This is a genomic window from Paucibacter sp. Y2R2-4 (assembly GCF_025717535.1).
Taxonomy (GTDB): domain Bacteria; phylum Pseudomonadota; class Gammaproteobacteria; order Burkholderiales; family Burkholderiaceae_C; genus Paucibacter_A.
Map to the genome: position 1 here is coordinate 515,964 of NZ_JAJIRO010000004.1, position 14,940 is coordinate 530,903.

11 protein-coding genes are annotated in these 14,940 nt (G+C 64.7%); 8 read left to right on the forward strand and 3 right to left on the reverse strand.

Going from position 1 to position 14,940, the window contains the following annotated elements; all coding sequences use genetic code 11:
- The first annotated feature begins 58 nt into the window (after window positions 1-58).
- From LNV06_RS17380 to LNV06_RS17400, 5 genes are all read left to right on the forward strand, one after another.
- Complete coding sequence (locus LNV06_RS17380) at window positions 59-526, forward strand: Cd(II)/Pb(II)-responsive transcriptional regulator (protein WP_263539560.1); 468 nt, start codon at window positions 59-61, stop codon at window positions 524-526.
- A 110-nt stretch (window positions 527-636) separates the two neighbouring features.
- Complete coding sequence (locus LNV06_RS17385; protein WP_263539561.1) at window positions 637-1,293, forward strand: hypothetical protein; 657 nt, start codon at window positions 637-639, stop codon at window positions 1,291-1,293.
- Between the two features lie 103 nt (window positions 1,294-1,396).
- Window positions 1,397-2,080, forward strand: a complete 684-nt coding sequence (locus tag LNV06_RS17390) for a cation diffusion facilitator family transporter (RefSeq protein WP_263539562.1) — start codon at window positions 1,397-1,399, stop codon at window positions 2,078-2,080.
- Window positions 2,052-2,561 carry a methyltransferase family protein gene (locus LNV06_RS17395; protein WP_263539563.1) on the forward strand — a complete coding sequence of 170 codons (510 nt, stop codon included), beginning with the start codon at window positions 2,052-2,054 and terminating at the stop codon, window positions 2,559-2,561. Before LNV06_RS17390 ends, LNV06_RS17395 begins: the two co-directional genes overlap by 29 nt.
- Window positions 2,562-2,805: 244 nt before the next feature.
- Complete coding sequence (locus LNV06_RS17400) at window positions 2,806-3,597, forward strand: AraC family transcriptional regulator (protein WP_263539564.1); 792 nt, start codon at window positions 2,806-2,808, stop codon at window positions 3,595-3,597.
- 25 nt (window positions 3,598-3,622) lie between these two features.
- Here LNV06_RS17400 and LNV06_RS17405 read toward each other — a convergent pair whose 3' ends face one another.
- Window positions 3,623-5,749: a prolyl oligopeptidase family serine peptidase gene (locus tag LNV06_RS17405; RefSeq protein WP_263539565.1), complete on the reverse strand. Its 2,127-nt coding sequence runs from the start codon at window positions 5,747-5,749 to the stop codon at window positions 3,623-3,625.
- On the reverse strand, window positions 5,749-8,571 hold the full coding sequence (locus tag LNV06_RS17410) for a TonB-dependent receptor plug domain-containing protein (protein WP_263539566.1): 2,823 nt from the start codon (window positions 8,569-8,571) through the stop codon (window positions 5,749-5,751). The genes LNV06_RS17405 and LNV06_RS17410 overlap by 1 nt, the downstream gene beginning before the upstream one ends.
- A gap of 697 nt (window positions 8,572-9,268) precedes the next feature.
- On the opposite strand from LNV06_RS17410, the gene LNV06_RS17415 reads away from it, so the two are divergent.
- On the forward strand, window positions 9,269-10,012 hold the full coding sequence (locus tag LNV06_RS17415) for a YoaK family protein (RefSeq protein WP_263539567.1): 744 nt from the start codon (window positions 9,269-9,271) through the stop codon (window positions 10,010-10,012).
- Between the two features lie 76 nt (window positions 10,013-10,088).
- Window positions 10,089-10,844 carry a fused MFS/spermidine synthase gene (locus LNV06_RS17420; RefSeq protein WP_263539568.1) on the forward strand — a complete coding sequence of 252 codons (756 nt, stop codon included), beginning with the start codon at window positions 10,089-10,091 and terminating at the stop codon, window positions 10,842-10,844.
- Window positions 10,845-10,856: 12 nt separating this feature from the next.
- Here the strand turns inward: LNV06_RS17420 and LNV06_RS17425 are convergent, their stop codons facing one another.
- Window positions 10,857-13,310, reverse strand: coding sequence for a TonB-dependent receptor plug domain-containing protein (locus tag LNV06_RS17425; RefSeq protein ID WP_263539569.1), 2,454 nt, complete (start codon window positions 13,308-13,310; stop codon window positions 10,857-10,859).
- A gap of 255 nt (window positions 13,311-13,565) precedes the next feature.
- Here LNV06_RS17425 and LNV06_RS17430 point away from each other — a divergent pair, with 255 nt between their 5' ends.
- Window positions 13,566-14,939 carry an APC family permease gene (locus LNV06_RS17430; protein WP_263539570.1) on the forward strand — a complete coding sequence of 458 codons (1,374 nt, stop codon included), beginning with the start codon at window positions 13,566-13,568 and terminating at the stop codon, window positions 14,937-14,939.
- Window position 14,940: the final 1 nt, after the last annotated feature.

Consider the following 14,940-nt stretch of genomic DNA (forward strand, 5'->3'; position numbering starts at 1 on the left):
GTGGGCAGGGTTATGCTCAAAGCACCTGCTCTCAAGGCCAACACAAAGGATCTGCCCCTTGCGCATCGGAGCCCTCAGTCGCGCCACCGGCGTCGACATCGAAACCATCCGCTTTTATGAAAAGAGCGGCTTGTTGCCCGGCCCTTCGCGCAGCGACAACGGCTACCGCGACTACGCCCAAGCGCATCTGGAGCGTCTGGCCTTCATCCGCCATTGCCGCGCGCTCGACATCTCCCTGGCCGACATCGGCCTGCTGCTGAACAGCTTGAACAGCCGCGATGCCGCCCAGCTCGCTGCTGTGGACGGCCTGGTGGACGCGCAGCTGGCCCGGGTGCGCGCGCGCCTGGCCAGCATGCGCGCCTTGGAGCAACAGCTGGTGTCGCTGAAGGCTCGCTGTGACGGCCACCATGAACAACACCAAGACCAGGGCTGCGGCATCTTGGCCGAACTGGTGGCGGCGGCGCACGGAGAAGCTTGCGCCTGCCATGGCGCGGAGGACAAGCATCCCAGCCTGGCGCCGCCCTGAGTTCCAACTTGACTCCTGGCTGGCGTGCGGCCCCGGGTCAACGCGGTCTAGGAGCGCGCCGTTGTTTCGATCTGCCCTCCTCTCCCGTCGACCTCTTTCAGAGAGTTCCTATGCTCAGCCTCCGACCAGTCGCTCGCATCCAGCCCCTGCTTTGCTTCTGCCTAGGGCTTGGGCTGGCGGCCGGCAGCGCTCAGTCGGCCGAGGTCTGGAAATGCCAGGTCGGCAAAGAAATCAAATACTCCGACCAACCTTGCCAAAGCCAGGGTGAGCCAATGCGCGCACGCCAGTTGCAGGGCAATGTGGTGGACACCACCAGCCGTATCCTGCCCAGCAAGGATGCAGCAGCCAGCGAAAGAGCGGACATGGCAGCGCCGCCCACCGCCACCCTGGCCAGCATTTGCCCCTCCGAGGCCGAATTGGCAGCCATGGAAACCCGTGCCAGCTCCATCACCCTGGAGCCCGAGGCCAAGGCCTTTATGCAAGACGAGATTCGCCGCGCCCGCCAATGCCGCAAAGGCCAGGGCCGCTACAGCGCGGCGGACTGGGAGATCAGCCGCCGCTCGCAAGCCGCGCAAAGCAATTTGTCCGGCGCTGCCGATGCCCGCCGCCGCGCCGAGGATATGCACAGCGCGGCCGACCCCTTCGAGGGCGACCGCATTGCGCAGCAAAGAACGAAGCAGCGCGAGCAGGAGCAAGCATTGCGCTTGAAGGGACCGACCGCACCCCTGCCCATCAGGCCGCCGGCAGCTTCGCAAACGGCGAAATAGGTCACCGGATTCACCTCGGTGATTTCCAAATGAGCGGCGCTTGACTCTGGTGTAGCTACAGGCTTTCCAATACCGACATCGATGTTTGGAAAGCCCGCTCACCATGTCCGCCCACTGCTGCAATCACGACACCCCCGCCGTCTCCACCATTCAGAACCTACCGCGCTATCGCCGCGCCCTCTGGATCGCGCTGGGGCTGAACCTCGCCATGTTTGTGGTGGAGGTGCTGGCCGGTGGCCAAAGCGGTTCGCTGTCTTTGCTGGCCGATGCGGTGGACTTTGCCGGCGACGCCATCAATTACGGCGTTTCGCTGGCGGTTTTGTCGGCGGCGCTGGTGTGGCGCGCCCGCGCTGCGCTGTTCAAGGCGGCCTGCATGCTGGGCATGGGCGGCTTTGTCTTGGCCAAGGCCTTGTGGAATTTGAAGACCGGCGTACCGCCCGAGGCCGCCACCATGGGCGTGGTCGCGGTCCTGGCATTGAGCGCCAATCTGCTGGCCGCTTGGGTGCTGTATGCCTTCCGCGAGGGCGACGCCAATATGCGCAGCGTCTGGTTGTGCACGCGCAATGACGCCATCGGCAATATCGCGGTGATGGCCGCCGCACTCGGCGTTTTCGGCACCGGCAGCGCCTGGCCCGACCTGCTGGTGGCCGGCATCATGGCCAGCCTGGCCCTGCGTGGCGGCTGGCAGATTCTGAAGCAGGCACGGGCCGAGTTGCAGGGCGAGGCGCCAGCGGCTGCTCACGGACATGATCACGGGCATGACCACGGCCACGGTCATTCGCACTAAACCGACCATGCGCGCCCTGGAATTGAAGCTGCCACCGCTCGTGGTGCTGCTGCTTTTCGCCGCACTTGCACTGGGCTTGTCGGCACTGTTGCCCGACGCACCTTCCAGCCTCCATTTCAATTTCCCCGGCCAAGGCCTCGCGGCTGGCGCCTTGGCCCTGCTAGGCGTCGGCTTTGCGCTGGCCGGGGTCTGGGCCTTTCGCCAGGCCAAGACGACGGTAAACCCGCTGCAGCCGGAACGCGCCAGTGCGGTGGTCAGCTCAGGCATCTACCGACTGAGCCGCAACCCCATGTATCTAGGCATGGCCTTGCTGCTGGCTGCGCTGCTGCTTGCCCTGGACTCATTGGTGGCGCTGCTCTGCTTACCAGCCTTTTGCGTCTACCTCACGCAGTTCCAGATCAAACCCGAAGAGCGGGCTTTGCGGCTCGGCCTCGGCGCCCCCTTTGAAGCCTATCTGCAGCGCACCCGCCGCTGGCTCTGAATCGGAGTCGTCACTGGCCCGCAAGGCCAAACAAAGGCCTGGGAAACCCCAATTTGGCACTGATATATTAAACATATACTCAATTTCGGTGCCAATCTGAAACGCCTCATGAGGTCGCGTCGGAATTGCAGAGTCGGCGACCCCAGCCTCTGCAACGGTCACCCCAAGCGTCAGAATTTGACGCGCTTGTTGACCCGCCTCGTCCCTTCCCCTGCCCCAAGGATTGAAGAAGAAAAAAGTCGCCATGCAAACCGATGCCCTGCGCCTGTGCGAGCTGAGCGTGGTCGAGGCCTTGTTCGACCCGCTGCCCGATGTGGTGTTTTTCGTCAAAGACCGCGACGGCCGCTACTTGCGCGTCAACCAGACGCTGGTGCGGCGCAGCGCCCAGCGCTCCAAGCAGGCGCTACTCGGGCGCACCTCCAAAGAGATTTTTCCCGGCGCCATGGGTGAGGCCTTCTGGGTGCAAGACCGCAGCGTCATCAGCAGCGGCACCGCCATGCAGCGCCACCTGGAGTTGCATCTCTATGCCGATGGCGGCGCCGGTTGGTGCCTGACCCACAAGCTGCCTCTGCGGGATGAACCCCAAGGCGAGCGCCCCGGCGAAGTGCTTGGCGTGGCCGGCATTTCACGCGACCTGGGGCGGCCCGACCAAAGCCATCCGGTCTATGGCCAGATTGCCGAGCTGGCCGAGCAGATTCGGCGTCACTTTGACCAGCCCCTGCATCTGGGCGACTGGGCGCGCGCGGCCGGGCTGACGCTGGACCGGGTCGAGCATCTGTTCCAACGCATCTTTCACCTCAGCCCGCGCGAGATGTTGCTGCAAGCGCGCCTGGACGCGGCGCGCCGCCTCTTGGTTGAAGCGCCGGATTTGAGCGTGGCGGCCATCGCCATGCAATGCGGCTACAGCGACCAAAGCGCCTTCACCCGCCAGTTCAAGGCCACCACCAGCCTGACGCCCTCGCAATACCGACGTCTTCAGCAAGGCAGTCAGCAAGACTATCAGCCCAACGACGAACATTGGCGCGCCGCGGCCTGATGGCCTCACTTCCATAACGCCTTATTTACGGTGATGCAGGGACGGGCTTGGGGCCCATCAACTGCTCACGCAAAAAGCCATAGCTGAGCGCCCAGAGTTGCGCCTGCTGCGCTGGCGTCGAAGCCCCCGCATGGCCGCCTTCGCGGTTCTCCCAGTACAGCACCGGCTGACCCAATTCCTGCAGCCGCGCGACCATCTTGCGGGCGTGGCCGGGGTGCACCCGGTCGTCCAGGGTGGAGCTGGTGTAGAGCACCTTAGGATAGGGTTTGCCGGCACTGGCGTTCTGATAGGGCGAGTAGCGAGAGATGGTGTCCCACTGTTCGGGGATGTCGGGGTTGCCGTATTCCTCGATCCAAGAGGCCCCGGCCAGCATGCGGTGATAGCGCCGCATATCGGTCAGCGGCACCTGGCTGACCACCGCGCCAAACAGCTCGGGCCGCTGCACAAAAGCCACCGAAGTCAGCAAGCCGCCCAGGCTGCCACCCATGATGCCCAGACGCGCCGGGCGGGTGATGCCGCGCTGGATCAGGTCTTCGGCCACCGCGATGAAGTCGTCAAAGCTGCGCTGGCGATTCTCGCGCTGGGCCGACTGATGCCAGCGCGGGCCAAACTCGCCGCCGCCGCGCAGATTGGCCAGCACGTACACCCCACCCTGCGACAACCAGCCGCGGCCCAGGATGCCGCTGTAGCTGGGCTTCATCGAGATCTCGAAGCCGCCGTAACCGTAGAGCAGCGTCGGCGCGCCGTCCTTGGGCAAGTTGCCGCGCGGCTTGACGATGAAGTAAGGCACGGCCGTGCCGTCCTTGGAGCGCGCCTGCAGCTGCTGCACCTCATGCGTGCTGGCATCAAAGAACTCGGGCATGGCCTGCAAGAGCTGGCGCTCGGCCCGGCCCACTTCGCCCAGCTCCAGCCGCGCCGGGGTGAGGAAGTCGCTGCGGGTCAGCAGGTAGTGGTCAGCGTCCTGGCCAGCCAGAGCGCTCACGCTCAAGCTGCCCAAATCACCGGCCGGCAATAGCGTCTCTTGCCACTGCCCCTTGAGATAGCGCCACTGCAGCAATTGCTGGCGCGCTTCATCCATGCGCACACCCAGCACCGCGCTGCGCGTCGCCACGTGGCTTTGCAGCGAGCTGCGCGGCCTGGGGCTGAACAAGGTGTGGAACTCACGCTTGCCCGCCGACCAGTCGGCGCGCGAAATCGCCAAGAGCGACCCGGCCGCATGAGTCTTACCGCCTAACTCCCAATCGGAGCGCAATTCGATCAGCCACTGGTCAGCAAAGGGGCTCATGCTGGCATCAGCCGGCTTGCTCAGAGCCAGCAGGCGACCGTCTTTTTGCAAGACATGCTGCTCGCCGGCAAAGAAGCTGGTGCGGCGTTCGATCATGTGGACGCGCGCTTTGCCGATCTGTTCGGCCCAGGTCCAAACGCTGACGTCCTGCGGCGCCGCCTCGAAGAGCAGCCGCGCCTGCGCCAAAGGCTGGCCGCGCTTCCAGAGTTTCACTTGGCGCGGGTAGCCCGAGTCCGTCATGCTGCCGGGGCCAAAGTCCGTGGCCACGCTGAGGGTGTCGCGGTCCACCCAGGCAGCCGTGCCCTTGGCCTCAGGCAGGCTGAAGCCGCCCGACGCAGCCGCCACAAAGCGGCGCGTACCCAGATCAAACTCGCGCAGCACATGGGCGTCACCGCCACCGCGGCTGAGGGTGAGCAAGCAGCGCTGGGTCTGGGGAACCAGGCAAGTCGCCCCGCCCCAGACCCAGGGCGCGCCCTCCTCCCGACTCAACTGATCCACATCCAGCACCGTCTCCCAGCGCGGTGTGTCACTGCGATAAGAGGCCAAGGTGGTGCGCCGCCACAAGCCGCGCGGATGGGCTGCATCACGCCAGAAGTTGTAAAGGTAGCCGCCCATCTGCTGCGCATAAGCCAGGCGCTTGGGCGAGGCCAAGACCTCGGCAAAGCTCTGGCTCAAGGCCGCAGACTGAGGGCCGCTCTGCAGCGCCGCCAGGCTGGCCTCGTTCTGGCCCTGCACCCAGCGCAGCGCCCGCTCGCCCTGCACCTCTTCCAACCAAAGATAGGGGTCCTCGGCCTGTGCTGAGCACAGACCGGCCTGCAGCAATATGGCCGCGGCAAGCGCACGCAGCACCGGTCTGGCGCCCCACATCAGAAACGCGCCTCCAGGTTCAGCTTCAAGACCCGGCCGCCCAGCGGCAGCGAAGAGCCAGGGCGCAGTTCCACCAAAGGCGCTTGATCAAAGGCGTTCAGCAGATTGGCGGACACGGTGAAGTTCTTGAAGCCGCTGTACTGCAGCCACAGATCGGTGCTGAGCCAGGGCTTGATACGGCAGTCGGCCTCTTCCACGCCACGGTCGGCGCAGCCTTCGATGCTGTTGTCAGTGTCCCATTCAGCAGCACTCAAACGGGTGCCGGAATACTGGTTAAGACGCGCGCCCAACTTCCAATCGGCGATGCCCCAGTTGATCTTGTAGATCGCATGCAGACGCGGCGTGCCCCGGTAGCCGACGCGGTTCTCGGTGTAGTCCTGCTTGGTGCTGTCCCAGTAGCGTGCATCGATCTGGTAGTTGGCTTCGATGCCCGCGTCCAGCTGACCCCAAGCGCCCAGCTTCCAGCGGCTGCGCAGGTCCAGATCCAGGCCCGAGACCTTGGTCTTGTTCATGTTCTGGTACTGCAGGCCCAGCGAACGCACCGAACCGACGGCAAAGCCGATGTCCTTGCCCGAGAGCTCTTTGACCCGCTTGGCCAGGTCTTTGTCGCGGGCCGAAACGGTGTCACGCGGCAGCAGGCTGGGGTTGGCGTCTTCATTGGCCAAGACTTCGTTGACATCGCGCACGCCGATTTCGTCCTTGCGCTGGATGTTGTAGTAGTCCAGCGTGAAGCTGATGTTCTCGATCGGCTGGGTGACGATGCCGAAGGAGAAGTTACTGGACGACTCGGGCTTCAAGTTCGGGTTCGGGGTGATGGCCGAAGGGAAGCTGACCGAGCAGCCTGAGTTGTAAACCTCGGTGGCATCGAGCTTGTCGCTGGCATTGCCGGTTTTGAGCACCGCTTGCATTTGCTTGGCGGTGTCGCAACGCTTCGGGTCCAGATAACCGTTGTTGAACCAAGAGGCGCCGCCATTGCCGGTCTCGGGCAGGCTGGGCGCGCGGAAGCCTTGGGTGACCGTGCCGCGCAGCATCAGCTCGCGCATCGGGCGCCAGGCCAGCTGCATCTTGGGCGTGACCGCGCCAAAGCCATTGAAGACCTTATCGCCGCGCAGGGCCAGCGTCGCTTCGATCTGCTTGGTGAAGGGCAGGTTCACCTCGCCGAACAAGGCGCCGACATCGCGCTTGCCGGAGATGTCCACGCCGGAGAAGCCGACGATGCGCGCTTGCAAGATGTTGTCCATGCTGCGGTGCTCGAACTTCTCATGGCGCAGTTCGCCGCCGAGCGCCAGCATGATGGGGCCGCCGGAGAGGCTGCCGATCTCGCGCGAGCCCTTGGCATCGGCGAACTGCTGGGTGTAAGTGCCCGAGGAGCCCATCTCAGGGAACATCTTTTCCAGCAGCTCACGCGGGTTGGTCTGGCCGAATTTGTAGGCGCCGCTGGTGATGGCTTCTTCGTAGCCGAAGCGGTCTTTGTAGAGGTGCTGACGTTGGGTGGCGTGCGACTGCATCATGCCCACCGCGCCGTCAAAGTCCCAGCCCCAGGCGGAGCCCTCAAGGCCTGCCAAAACACGGAAGTCGCGCGAAGCGCCGATGTTCTTGAACATGTCCGGGTGGTCCACAAAACGGTAGTTCAAACCGATGGGGAAGCCATAGGGGTTGTTCGGGTGATTGGCCGGCAGCTTGGGGTCGGTGAAGCTTTGCAGCTCGCCCTTCAGGCTGTCATACCAAGTCGAAACGCTGCCAGGGTTGCTGCGCGGGACGTTGGTGTAATAGTCGGCCTGGATGTCGGCGCCCTGGAACTCAGCAAAAGCGCTCAGGTCCTTGTTGATGGTCATGCGCGCGCCGGCCAGCAGGGTCACTCGCTTGGTGGCTGGGCGTGCGTCGCTGTCTTTCCAGTAGTCGTACTGGCAGACGCCACCGATCAGGTCTGCAGCCGCGCAGCCTGGGGCCGGCGTGTTGATGCGCGTGCCGGCCAGGGCCGGGTCTTTGTAGTCGGCCGGATAGCTGCCGGTGTAGTTGCCCGGGAAGGAGCCTGCCGAGCGCTGTCCGCGCGAGGGGTTTTGTTCCAGATACCAGTCAGGCAGCAGGTCACGCACCGCGCTGTCCTTGTAGCTGCCGCGCTTGTAGACCTCCAAGTGCGCGTAGGCGTTGTAGCCATCGCTCGCCAGATTGCCATGGCCCACGGTGACCGAGGCCTGCTGGTCGGCGTCCAGGAAGCTGTTCTTCAGATTGCGCTGCGCGCTCAGCTGCATGCCAACACCGCTGAAGTCCTTGACGGTGATGACGTTGATCACGCCGCCAATGGCGTCCGAGCCGTAGATGGCCGAGGCGCCATCCTTCAGCACTTCAACGCGCTCGATGATGTTGGCCGGGATCGCGTCGATATTGGTGAAGTTCAGCTGCAAGCCATCGGCAAAGCCATAGCTGGACAAGCGGCGCCCGTTCAAGAGCGTCAAGGTGCCGCCGGTGCCCAGATTGCGCAGTGACACGCCCGAGGCGCCGCTGGCCCAGGAGTTGGCGCCGCCCAAGTCGCTGATGGCGCTGCGATCGTTATTGCTCAGATTGGCCAGAACATCGCCCACGGTCAATGCGCCGGAGGCCTTGATCTCGTCCTTGCTCAAAACCAGCAGCGGCTGCGAGGTCTCCAAGTCGGTGCGTTTGATGTTCGAGCCTGTGACCGTCACGCGGGTCAGGTTTTGCGTCTCGGCTGCGGCGTCCTTGCTTTGCGCATAGGCGGCGGGGCCGCCGCTCAAGGCCAGGCAGGCCGATACCGTGGCTAGGGCAATGCGGCTGAGTTTGGGGCTGGGTTTCTTCGAGTTCATGCGTCTCCTCGCGGGGGTTTTTTAGGATCCGCTCAGAATAGAAAAATCGCCCTCCCCGGTCTTGATGCCAAACGGCAGCGGGCCGACCGAAATCGGCACAAAGCCAAAAAGCGTGCGCCACTGGCTAGCGCTGTGCTTGGTGAGCAATTTCCACGCGATCCATTGGCCTTGAGAACGGCAGTTCTCGCTACATGGGAGACGTCAATCCACAAGCCCTCGGTGCCAGCTATGTGCCCTCTGCCGTCTTTGGTTTGGGAGGAGATCAGGCCACTTGGGGGCTCGAGGCGGACGCACACCGGTGGAACTGCCGAGTGGCGTCGGGGGCGTGATTCCGCGAGGTAAAGGAGGAGCCGGCGCCTGAAAGGCGACGGCGGGGGACAGGAGCGGAATTACGCCGCCGGCGGCGCTCGGCATCCGGCTCTTTCACAATGTTCCGCAACGGGCACCTTGATGCCGCTTGTTCTGCGCAACTAGATGATCGGAGCTGGCGCGTCGCAGGAGCTCGTGCGCCGCTCGAGCAGCGACTGAGGCGCTGGATCCGTCAAGAACTTGAGCGCCTGGCTTGCTGCCAAAGCCAATGCCTCAACGCCCGAGCTTGCCCAGCGCGCCCCTCGTTGGGGACGCGCTGCAGCGGGGGCTATCATCAACTCGCCCCTGCCGGGCAAAGAAGTGCCATTCCTAGCCCCACGCCGCGCCCATGACCCTCCGATTTCTGCAAGGTTTGACTGGCCATGAACGCACCCTGATGGCCAACCGCCAACTCGGCGGATTGCTGGCTTTTGTGGCCGGCGCCATCAATGCGGGCGGTTTCCTGGCAGTGCAGCGCTACACCTCGCACATGACCGGCATCGTCTCCTCAATTGCCGATGACTTGGCCACCGGTGGCTTCGCCATGGCCATGGCGGGCTGCGCCGCCTTGCTCTCCTTTGTGGCGGGGGCCGCATGCACCGCCATCTTGATCAACTGGGCCCATCGACGCGGCATGCGCAGCAAATATGCATTGGCACTGCTGCTGGAAGCGGGCCTGCTGCTGATCTTTGGCTTGGTAGGAGCCAATCTGCGATCGCTGGAGCATCTGTTGATCCCCACGGCCGTCTTGCTGCTGTGCTTCATCATGGGTCTGCAGAACGCCACAGTGAGCAAGATTTCCAAGGCAGAGATTCGCACCACCCACATGACCGGGGTCATCACCGATCTGGGTCTCGAACTGGGGCGCATGTTGTACTGGAACCGTCACCCCGTCGATGATCAACACCAGGCCGTGCGCGCCAATCGCGACAAGTTATTCATCCATCTGAGCATCTTGGGCTTGTTCTTCATCGGCGGCTTGGTCGGCGCCTTGGCCTTCAAGCATTTTGGCTTCTCGGCCACCTTGCCCATCGCCCTGCTGCTGGTCGTGATCGCGTCGCCTGCCCTGCTGCTCGACTGGCAACGCACTTGAACTCGACTCCGCCCATCTCTCCACACCCTAGTCTCAGCTGCAGCTGATCCTTCCTCTTCCTCGCACTGCCTGAGCCATGACAGACCCCACCACCCACGCCAAGCCCTTCGTCTACGAGACGGCGAATAGCAAGGCCATGCACTTCTCGCTCAGCGAGATCCAGAGCCGCATGCAGACCCAGCGCCCACAAGCGCTGGACCTGGACTACACCCGCTTAATGATGGGCTTCTTGCTCTTCCACCCCGCGCCGGCGCGGCTGGCCATGATCGGCCTGGGCGGCGGCTCCATGGCCAAGTTCTGCCACCACTTCATGCCCAGCACCCGCATCGAGGTGGTCGAGATCAATCCGCATGTGATCGCGCTGCGTGAGGCCTTTTGCATTCCATCCGATGACGCGCGCTTCCAGGTGCAACTGGCCGATGGCGCTGCCTACCTCAGCGCCGCGCCCGAGCCCATCGATGTCTTGGTGGTCGATGGCTTTGACGGCAGCGGCCAGCCCGAAGCCCTGTGCTCACAGCGCTTTTATGATGACTGCCAGGCCGCGCTGCAGCCCGACGGCCTGCTGGTGGTCAATCTACACGCCGCGCATCCTGACTTTGAATTGCTGGCCGCGCGCATCGAGCGCAGCTTTGCCGGCGAGGTGCTGCGCGTACCGGACCGCGACGGCAGCAACACCATTGTGTTCGCCAGCAAAGCGCCGCTGGCGCAGCGTTTCAAGCCCCAAGGTCCGCGCCAGCTGCGCCAGTTCGACGCCCAGACCCGCGCCGACTTGATGCCGGCCTGGGCAGCGGTGGAGCGCGCCATGCGGGGCCGCGACACTGCGACCGGCTGAGAGCCGTCGACCTCAGAAGCTGTAGCGCGCCTTGGCGTAATAGAAAGCGCCGTTGAAGCCCACCGGCGAGAGCACGTCGTAGGGGAAGTTGCCGAAGTAGCTGATGTCGTCGATGGAGCGCGTCGGGTAGCGGTCGGTCACATTGACGCCGCCCACGGTGACGCTGAAATTACGCGTTACCTTTACTTCAGCCTCCAGATCCAGCTGCCAGACGGCGGCATAGGTCTGCCGCGGCGTGAAGCCGCCGCCGAAGTCAAACACCCGGGTGGTCTCGCCATGGCGGGTGGCGCGCGCCAGCAGGTTCCAGGCGGCGCTGCTCCAGTTGGCGCTGATGACATGGCGGTCGCGCGGCGCAGCCTCGGTCAAGGTGTTGCTCTCTTCCAGGCCGACCAAGGGCTTGTCGATGCCAAGGGCCTTCAGCGCCGGACCGGTGTTGCGCACATGGCTGAGCGTGGTCTTGTTGAAGCTGGACGCCAGCGTCCAACGCAGCTCGCCGCCGGCCAAGTCATGCCGCAGCTGGCCCACCAGATCGAGGCCTCGGGTATGGGTGTCCACCGCATTGGTGAAGAAGTTGACGCCGGTGACGCCGGCCACGCCAAACTGGTTCTGGACCAGCGCCGTCAGCGCATCGCTGGACAAGCGCTCCGACAAGGTGATGCGGTCCTTCACCCGCACATCGTAGGCATCGACCGACAGCGAAGCCGACTTGCTCGGCTGCCAGCTCAAACCCAGGCTGGCGTTGTTGGCGGTTTCGGCCTTGAGCTTGTCGGCGCCCAGCGCCTGCGCCACCGCGCTCTGCACCGGCAGGGTGCGCACCTGGCTCAGGCCGCCGCCCTCGCCGCGATCGGTCACGGTGAAAGAGAAGCCTGTTTGCGCCAGCGAAGGCGCCCGGAAGTTGCTCGACACCGCGCCGCGCAAGGCCAAGCTTGGGCTCACTGCATAACGGCTCGAGAGCTTGGCGGTGAAGGCATTGCCAAAGTCGGAGTAATGATCGGCACGCAGGGCCAGGTCGGCGAACCAATTTGCATTGAGGTCCGCGCTCAGGTCGGCATAGGCGCCGACCAGCTGACGCGACAGGTCCACGGCATCGCCGGCTTGCAGGCCCGGCCCCGCCTGGGCGCCCGGTGTGCCCGCAAAGCTGCCCACGCTGTAGGAGGCCGGGTCACCCGCACGCGTGCGGAAGGACTCCCGCCGCGCCTCCGCCCCCAGCGCCAAGGTGGCAGGCTTACTCAGGCCCAGGTCCAGCGCGCGGCTGAAGTCGGCACTCAGGCCCAGCTGCTGGCTGGCAAAGTCGCCCAGGTGGAATTGCGTGGGGCTGGCCGCGCCCAAAGAGACATTGAGCGAATTGCGCAGGCCGTACTTGAAGTCATTGCGGCCCAGATTCACAGACAGGTCGTAGTCCCAAACCTTGCCCTCGCCCAAACTGTCACCCAGGGCTCCGCGCAGGCCGGCCGCCAGCTGCAAGTCCTGGCTCTTGCCGGTGGTCTCGGGTCGATAACCCTTGGGATAAACGGCAGGCACATTCGCAAAGCTGTCGGGGTAGCGGAAGTAGGCCGCGCCCTTGCTGTCGCGCTGCGTCCAGGTACCAAAGGCATAGGCCTGGGTGTCGGCATTCAGCGCCAAAGCGCTGTTGAGCCACAGGCCCAGCTGATCGGTCTCGGGCTCGCCGGGCGCGTAATTGCGCTTGCCTTGGAAGGCCAGATTGGCCGGGCTTTGCTCCTCCCAGGGCGGGATCTGGTCGGCGCCGGAACGCTGGGTGTGCTCGCGGTGCGCGGCCTCCAGGCCGAAGCGCACAAAGCCGCTGTCGCCGATCTTGAAGCCGAGCTTGCCGCGCAGCTCACGGGCAGCACCGTCATTCAGCGTTTCGCGGGTGGGCTCAAACTTGGTGTGGAAGCCGCCCAGCGTTCCCTCCAGCTCGCCGCCGCTGTTGGCGTCATCCAAGATGATGTTGATCACACCGGCGATGGCATCGCTGCCGTACTGCGCGCCGGCGCCGTCACGCAGCACCTCGATGCGCTTGATGCTGGACAGCGGGATGGCATTGAAGTCCACCGGATTGGTGCCCTTGCCGACCTTGGACTCCAGATTGACGATGGCCGAGTTGTGGCGGCGCTTGCCGTTCACCAAGACCAAGACCTGATCGGGCGAAAGCCCGCGCAACTGGGCGGCGCGCACATGGTCACCGCCGCCCGAGTTGCTTTGGCGCGGAAAGTTGAAGGAGGGCAAGAGCGTCTGCAAGGCCGCGGCCAGATTGCCGTCGCCGGCCACCGCGCGCTGCAGATCCTCTTGGCTCAAGACGTCCACCGGCACCGGGGTGTTCAGCAAGCTGCGGTCTTTGGCGCGAGTGCCGGTCACCAGCACCGCATCCAGCTGTTCGGCCGAGGCTTGGGCCTGCGCTTGCCAAGCAGCTTGGCTCAAGGCCAGAAAAATCAAGGCGGCATGGGCGAGGGGACTGGACTTGAACATGAGGCAGCAACTCTTCAACGTTGGGAAAGCCGCACAGGCTATTGCATTGGCGCCGCCAGGGCCAAGACTTTCCGGCAATAAGCTCATGCCCAAATCGTTTCAAAGCCGAGGCGTACGCGCCCGCTTGCGCTGCAATCAGCGATTAGCATGGCGCTGCCCCGCTGGCCACTTCGCCGTCTTCTTCTTTCTTCTTGATCAGGCTGCCCTCGCAAGCCTGAAGTGGCCAGGCCCTGTGTTCGACCCTCGCTCGCCTCCATGTCTCAAGCCTCAACGCAAGATCTGACCCCCGCCCCTGTGGCGCTGCCCGAGCGTAGGCTCGATGTGAAACATGCCGTGGCCCTCTGTGTTGGCATGGTGGTCGGCGCCGGCATCTTCAAGACCTCGCCGATGGTGGCCGGCGCCTTGAGCAGCGCCACCGAGCTGTACCTGGCCTGGGCCTTTGGCGGCCTGCTGTCATTTCTTGGCGCGCTGTGTTTTGCGGAGATGGCGGCGGCCTTCCCGGACGCCGGTGGCGACTATCACTTTCTGCGCCGCGCCTATGGGCACCGGCTGGGCTTTCTGTTCGCTTGGTCGCGCTTTGCGGTCATCCACACCGGCTCCATGGCCCTGCTGGCTTTTGTGTTTGGCGACTATCTGAGCCAGGTGGTGGACCTGAGCCCCTGGCTGGGCGCCTATGCCCATGCGGTGCTGGCGGCGGCGCTGATCGTGCTGCTGACCGCGCTGAACCTGATGGGCGTGCACATCGGCCTGGGCACGCAGCTGGGCCTGATGACGGTGGTCTTGGGCAGCTTGTTGCTGCTGGGCTTGGGCGGGGCGAGCGTGGCGCTGTCGGGCCAGGCCGCGCTGACACCGCTGGCCGTCAAAGACCCGAGCCGCCAAGACTGGGGCACGGCCATGGTGTTTGTGTTCTTGGCCTATGGCGGTTGGAGCGATGCAGCCACGCTCTCGGCCGAAATGCGCGATGCCAAGCGCGGCATTGTGCGGGCGCTGTGGTGGGGCCTGAGCCTGGTCGGCGTGGTCTATCTGCTGGCGAATTGGGCCTATCTGCGCGTCTTGGGCCTGGACGGTCTGGCCCACAGCAGCGCGCCGGCGGCCGACTTGATGCGCGCCTGCTTCGGCCGCCCCGGCGAGGTGCTGATGGTGGGCCTGGTGTCGCTGGCGGCCCTGTCCGTGATGAATGCGATCTTGATTGCCGGCCCGCGCACCACTTATGCAGCGGCGCGAGACCTCGCCAGCGAGCTGCACCTGGGACGCTGGGACGCTCGCCGGGGCACACCCACGGCTGCCGTGCTGGCCACCAGCGGCATGGCCCTGGCCCTGGTCGCCTTTGGTGCCTACACGCGCGGCGGCTTTGCCACCATGGTGGACTATCTCTCGCCGGTGTATTGGTTCTTCCTGACGCTCAGTGGCCTCGCCCTGATCGTGTTGCGCCAGCGCGAGCCCGAGGTGCCGCGCCCCTATCGCGTGCCCTTCTATCCGCTGCTACCGCTGCTGTTCACCGCCTGCAGCCTGTATGTGCTGTGGTCCAGCCTGGTCTATGTGAAAACCGGCGCCTTGGTTGGCGTGGCGGTGCTGGCGGTAGGCGCCTTGCTGCTGTGGCCGCTGATGCGGCGCGGTCAGGCGCGATAAG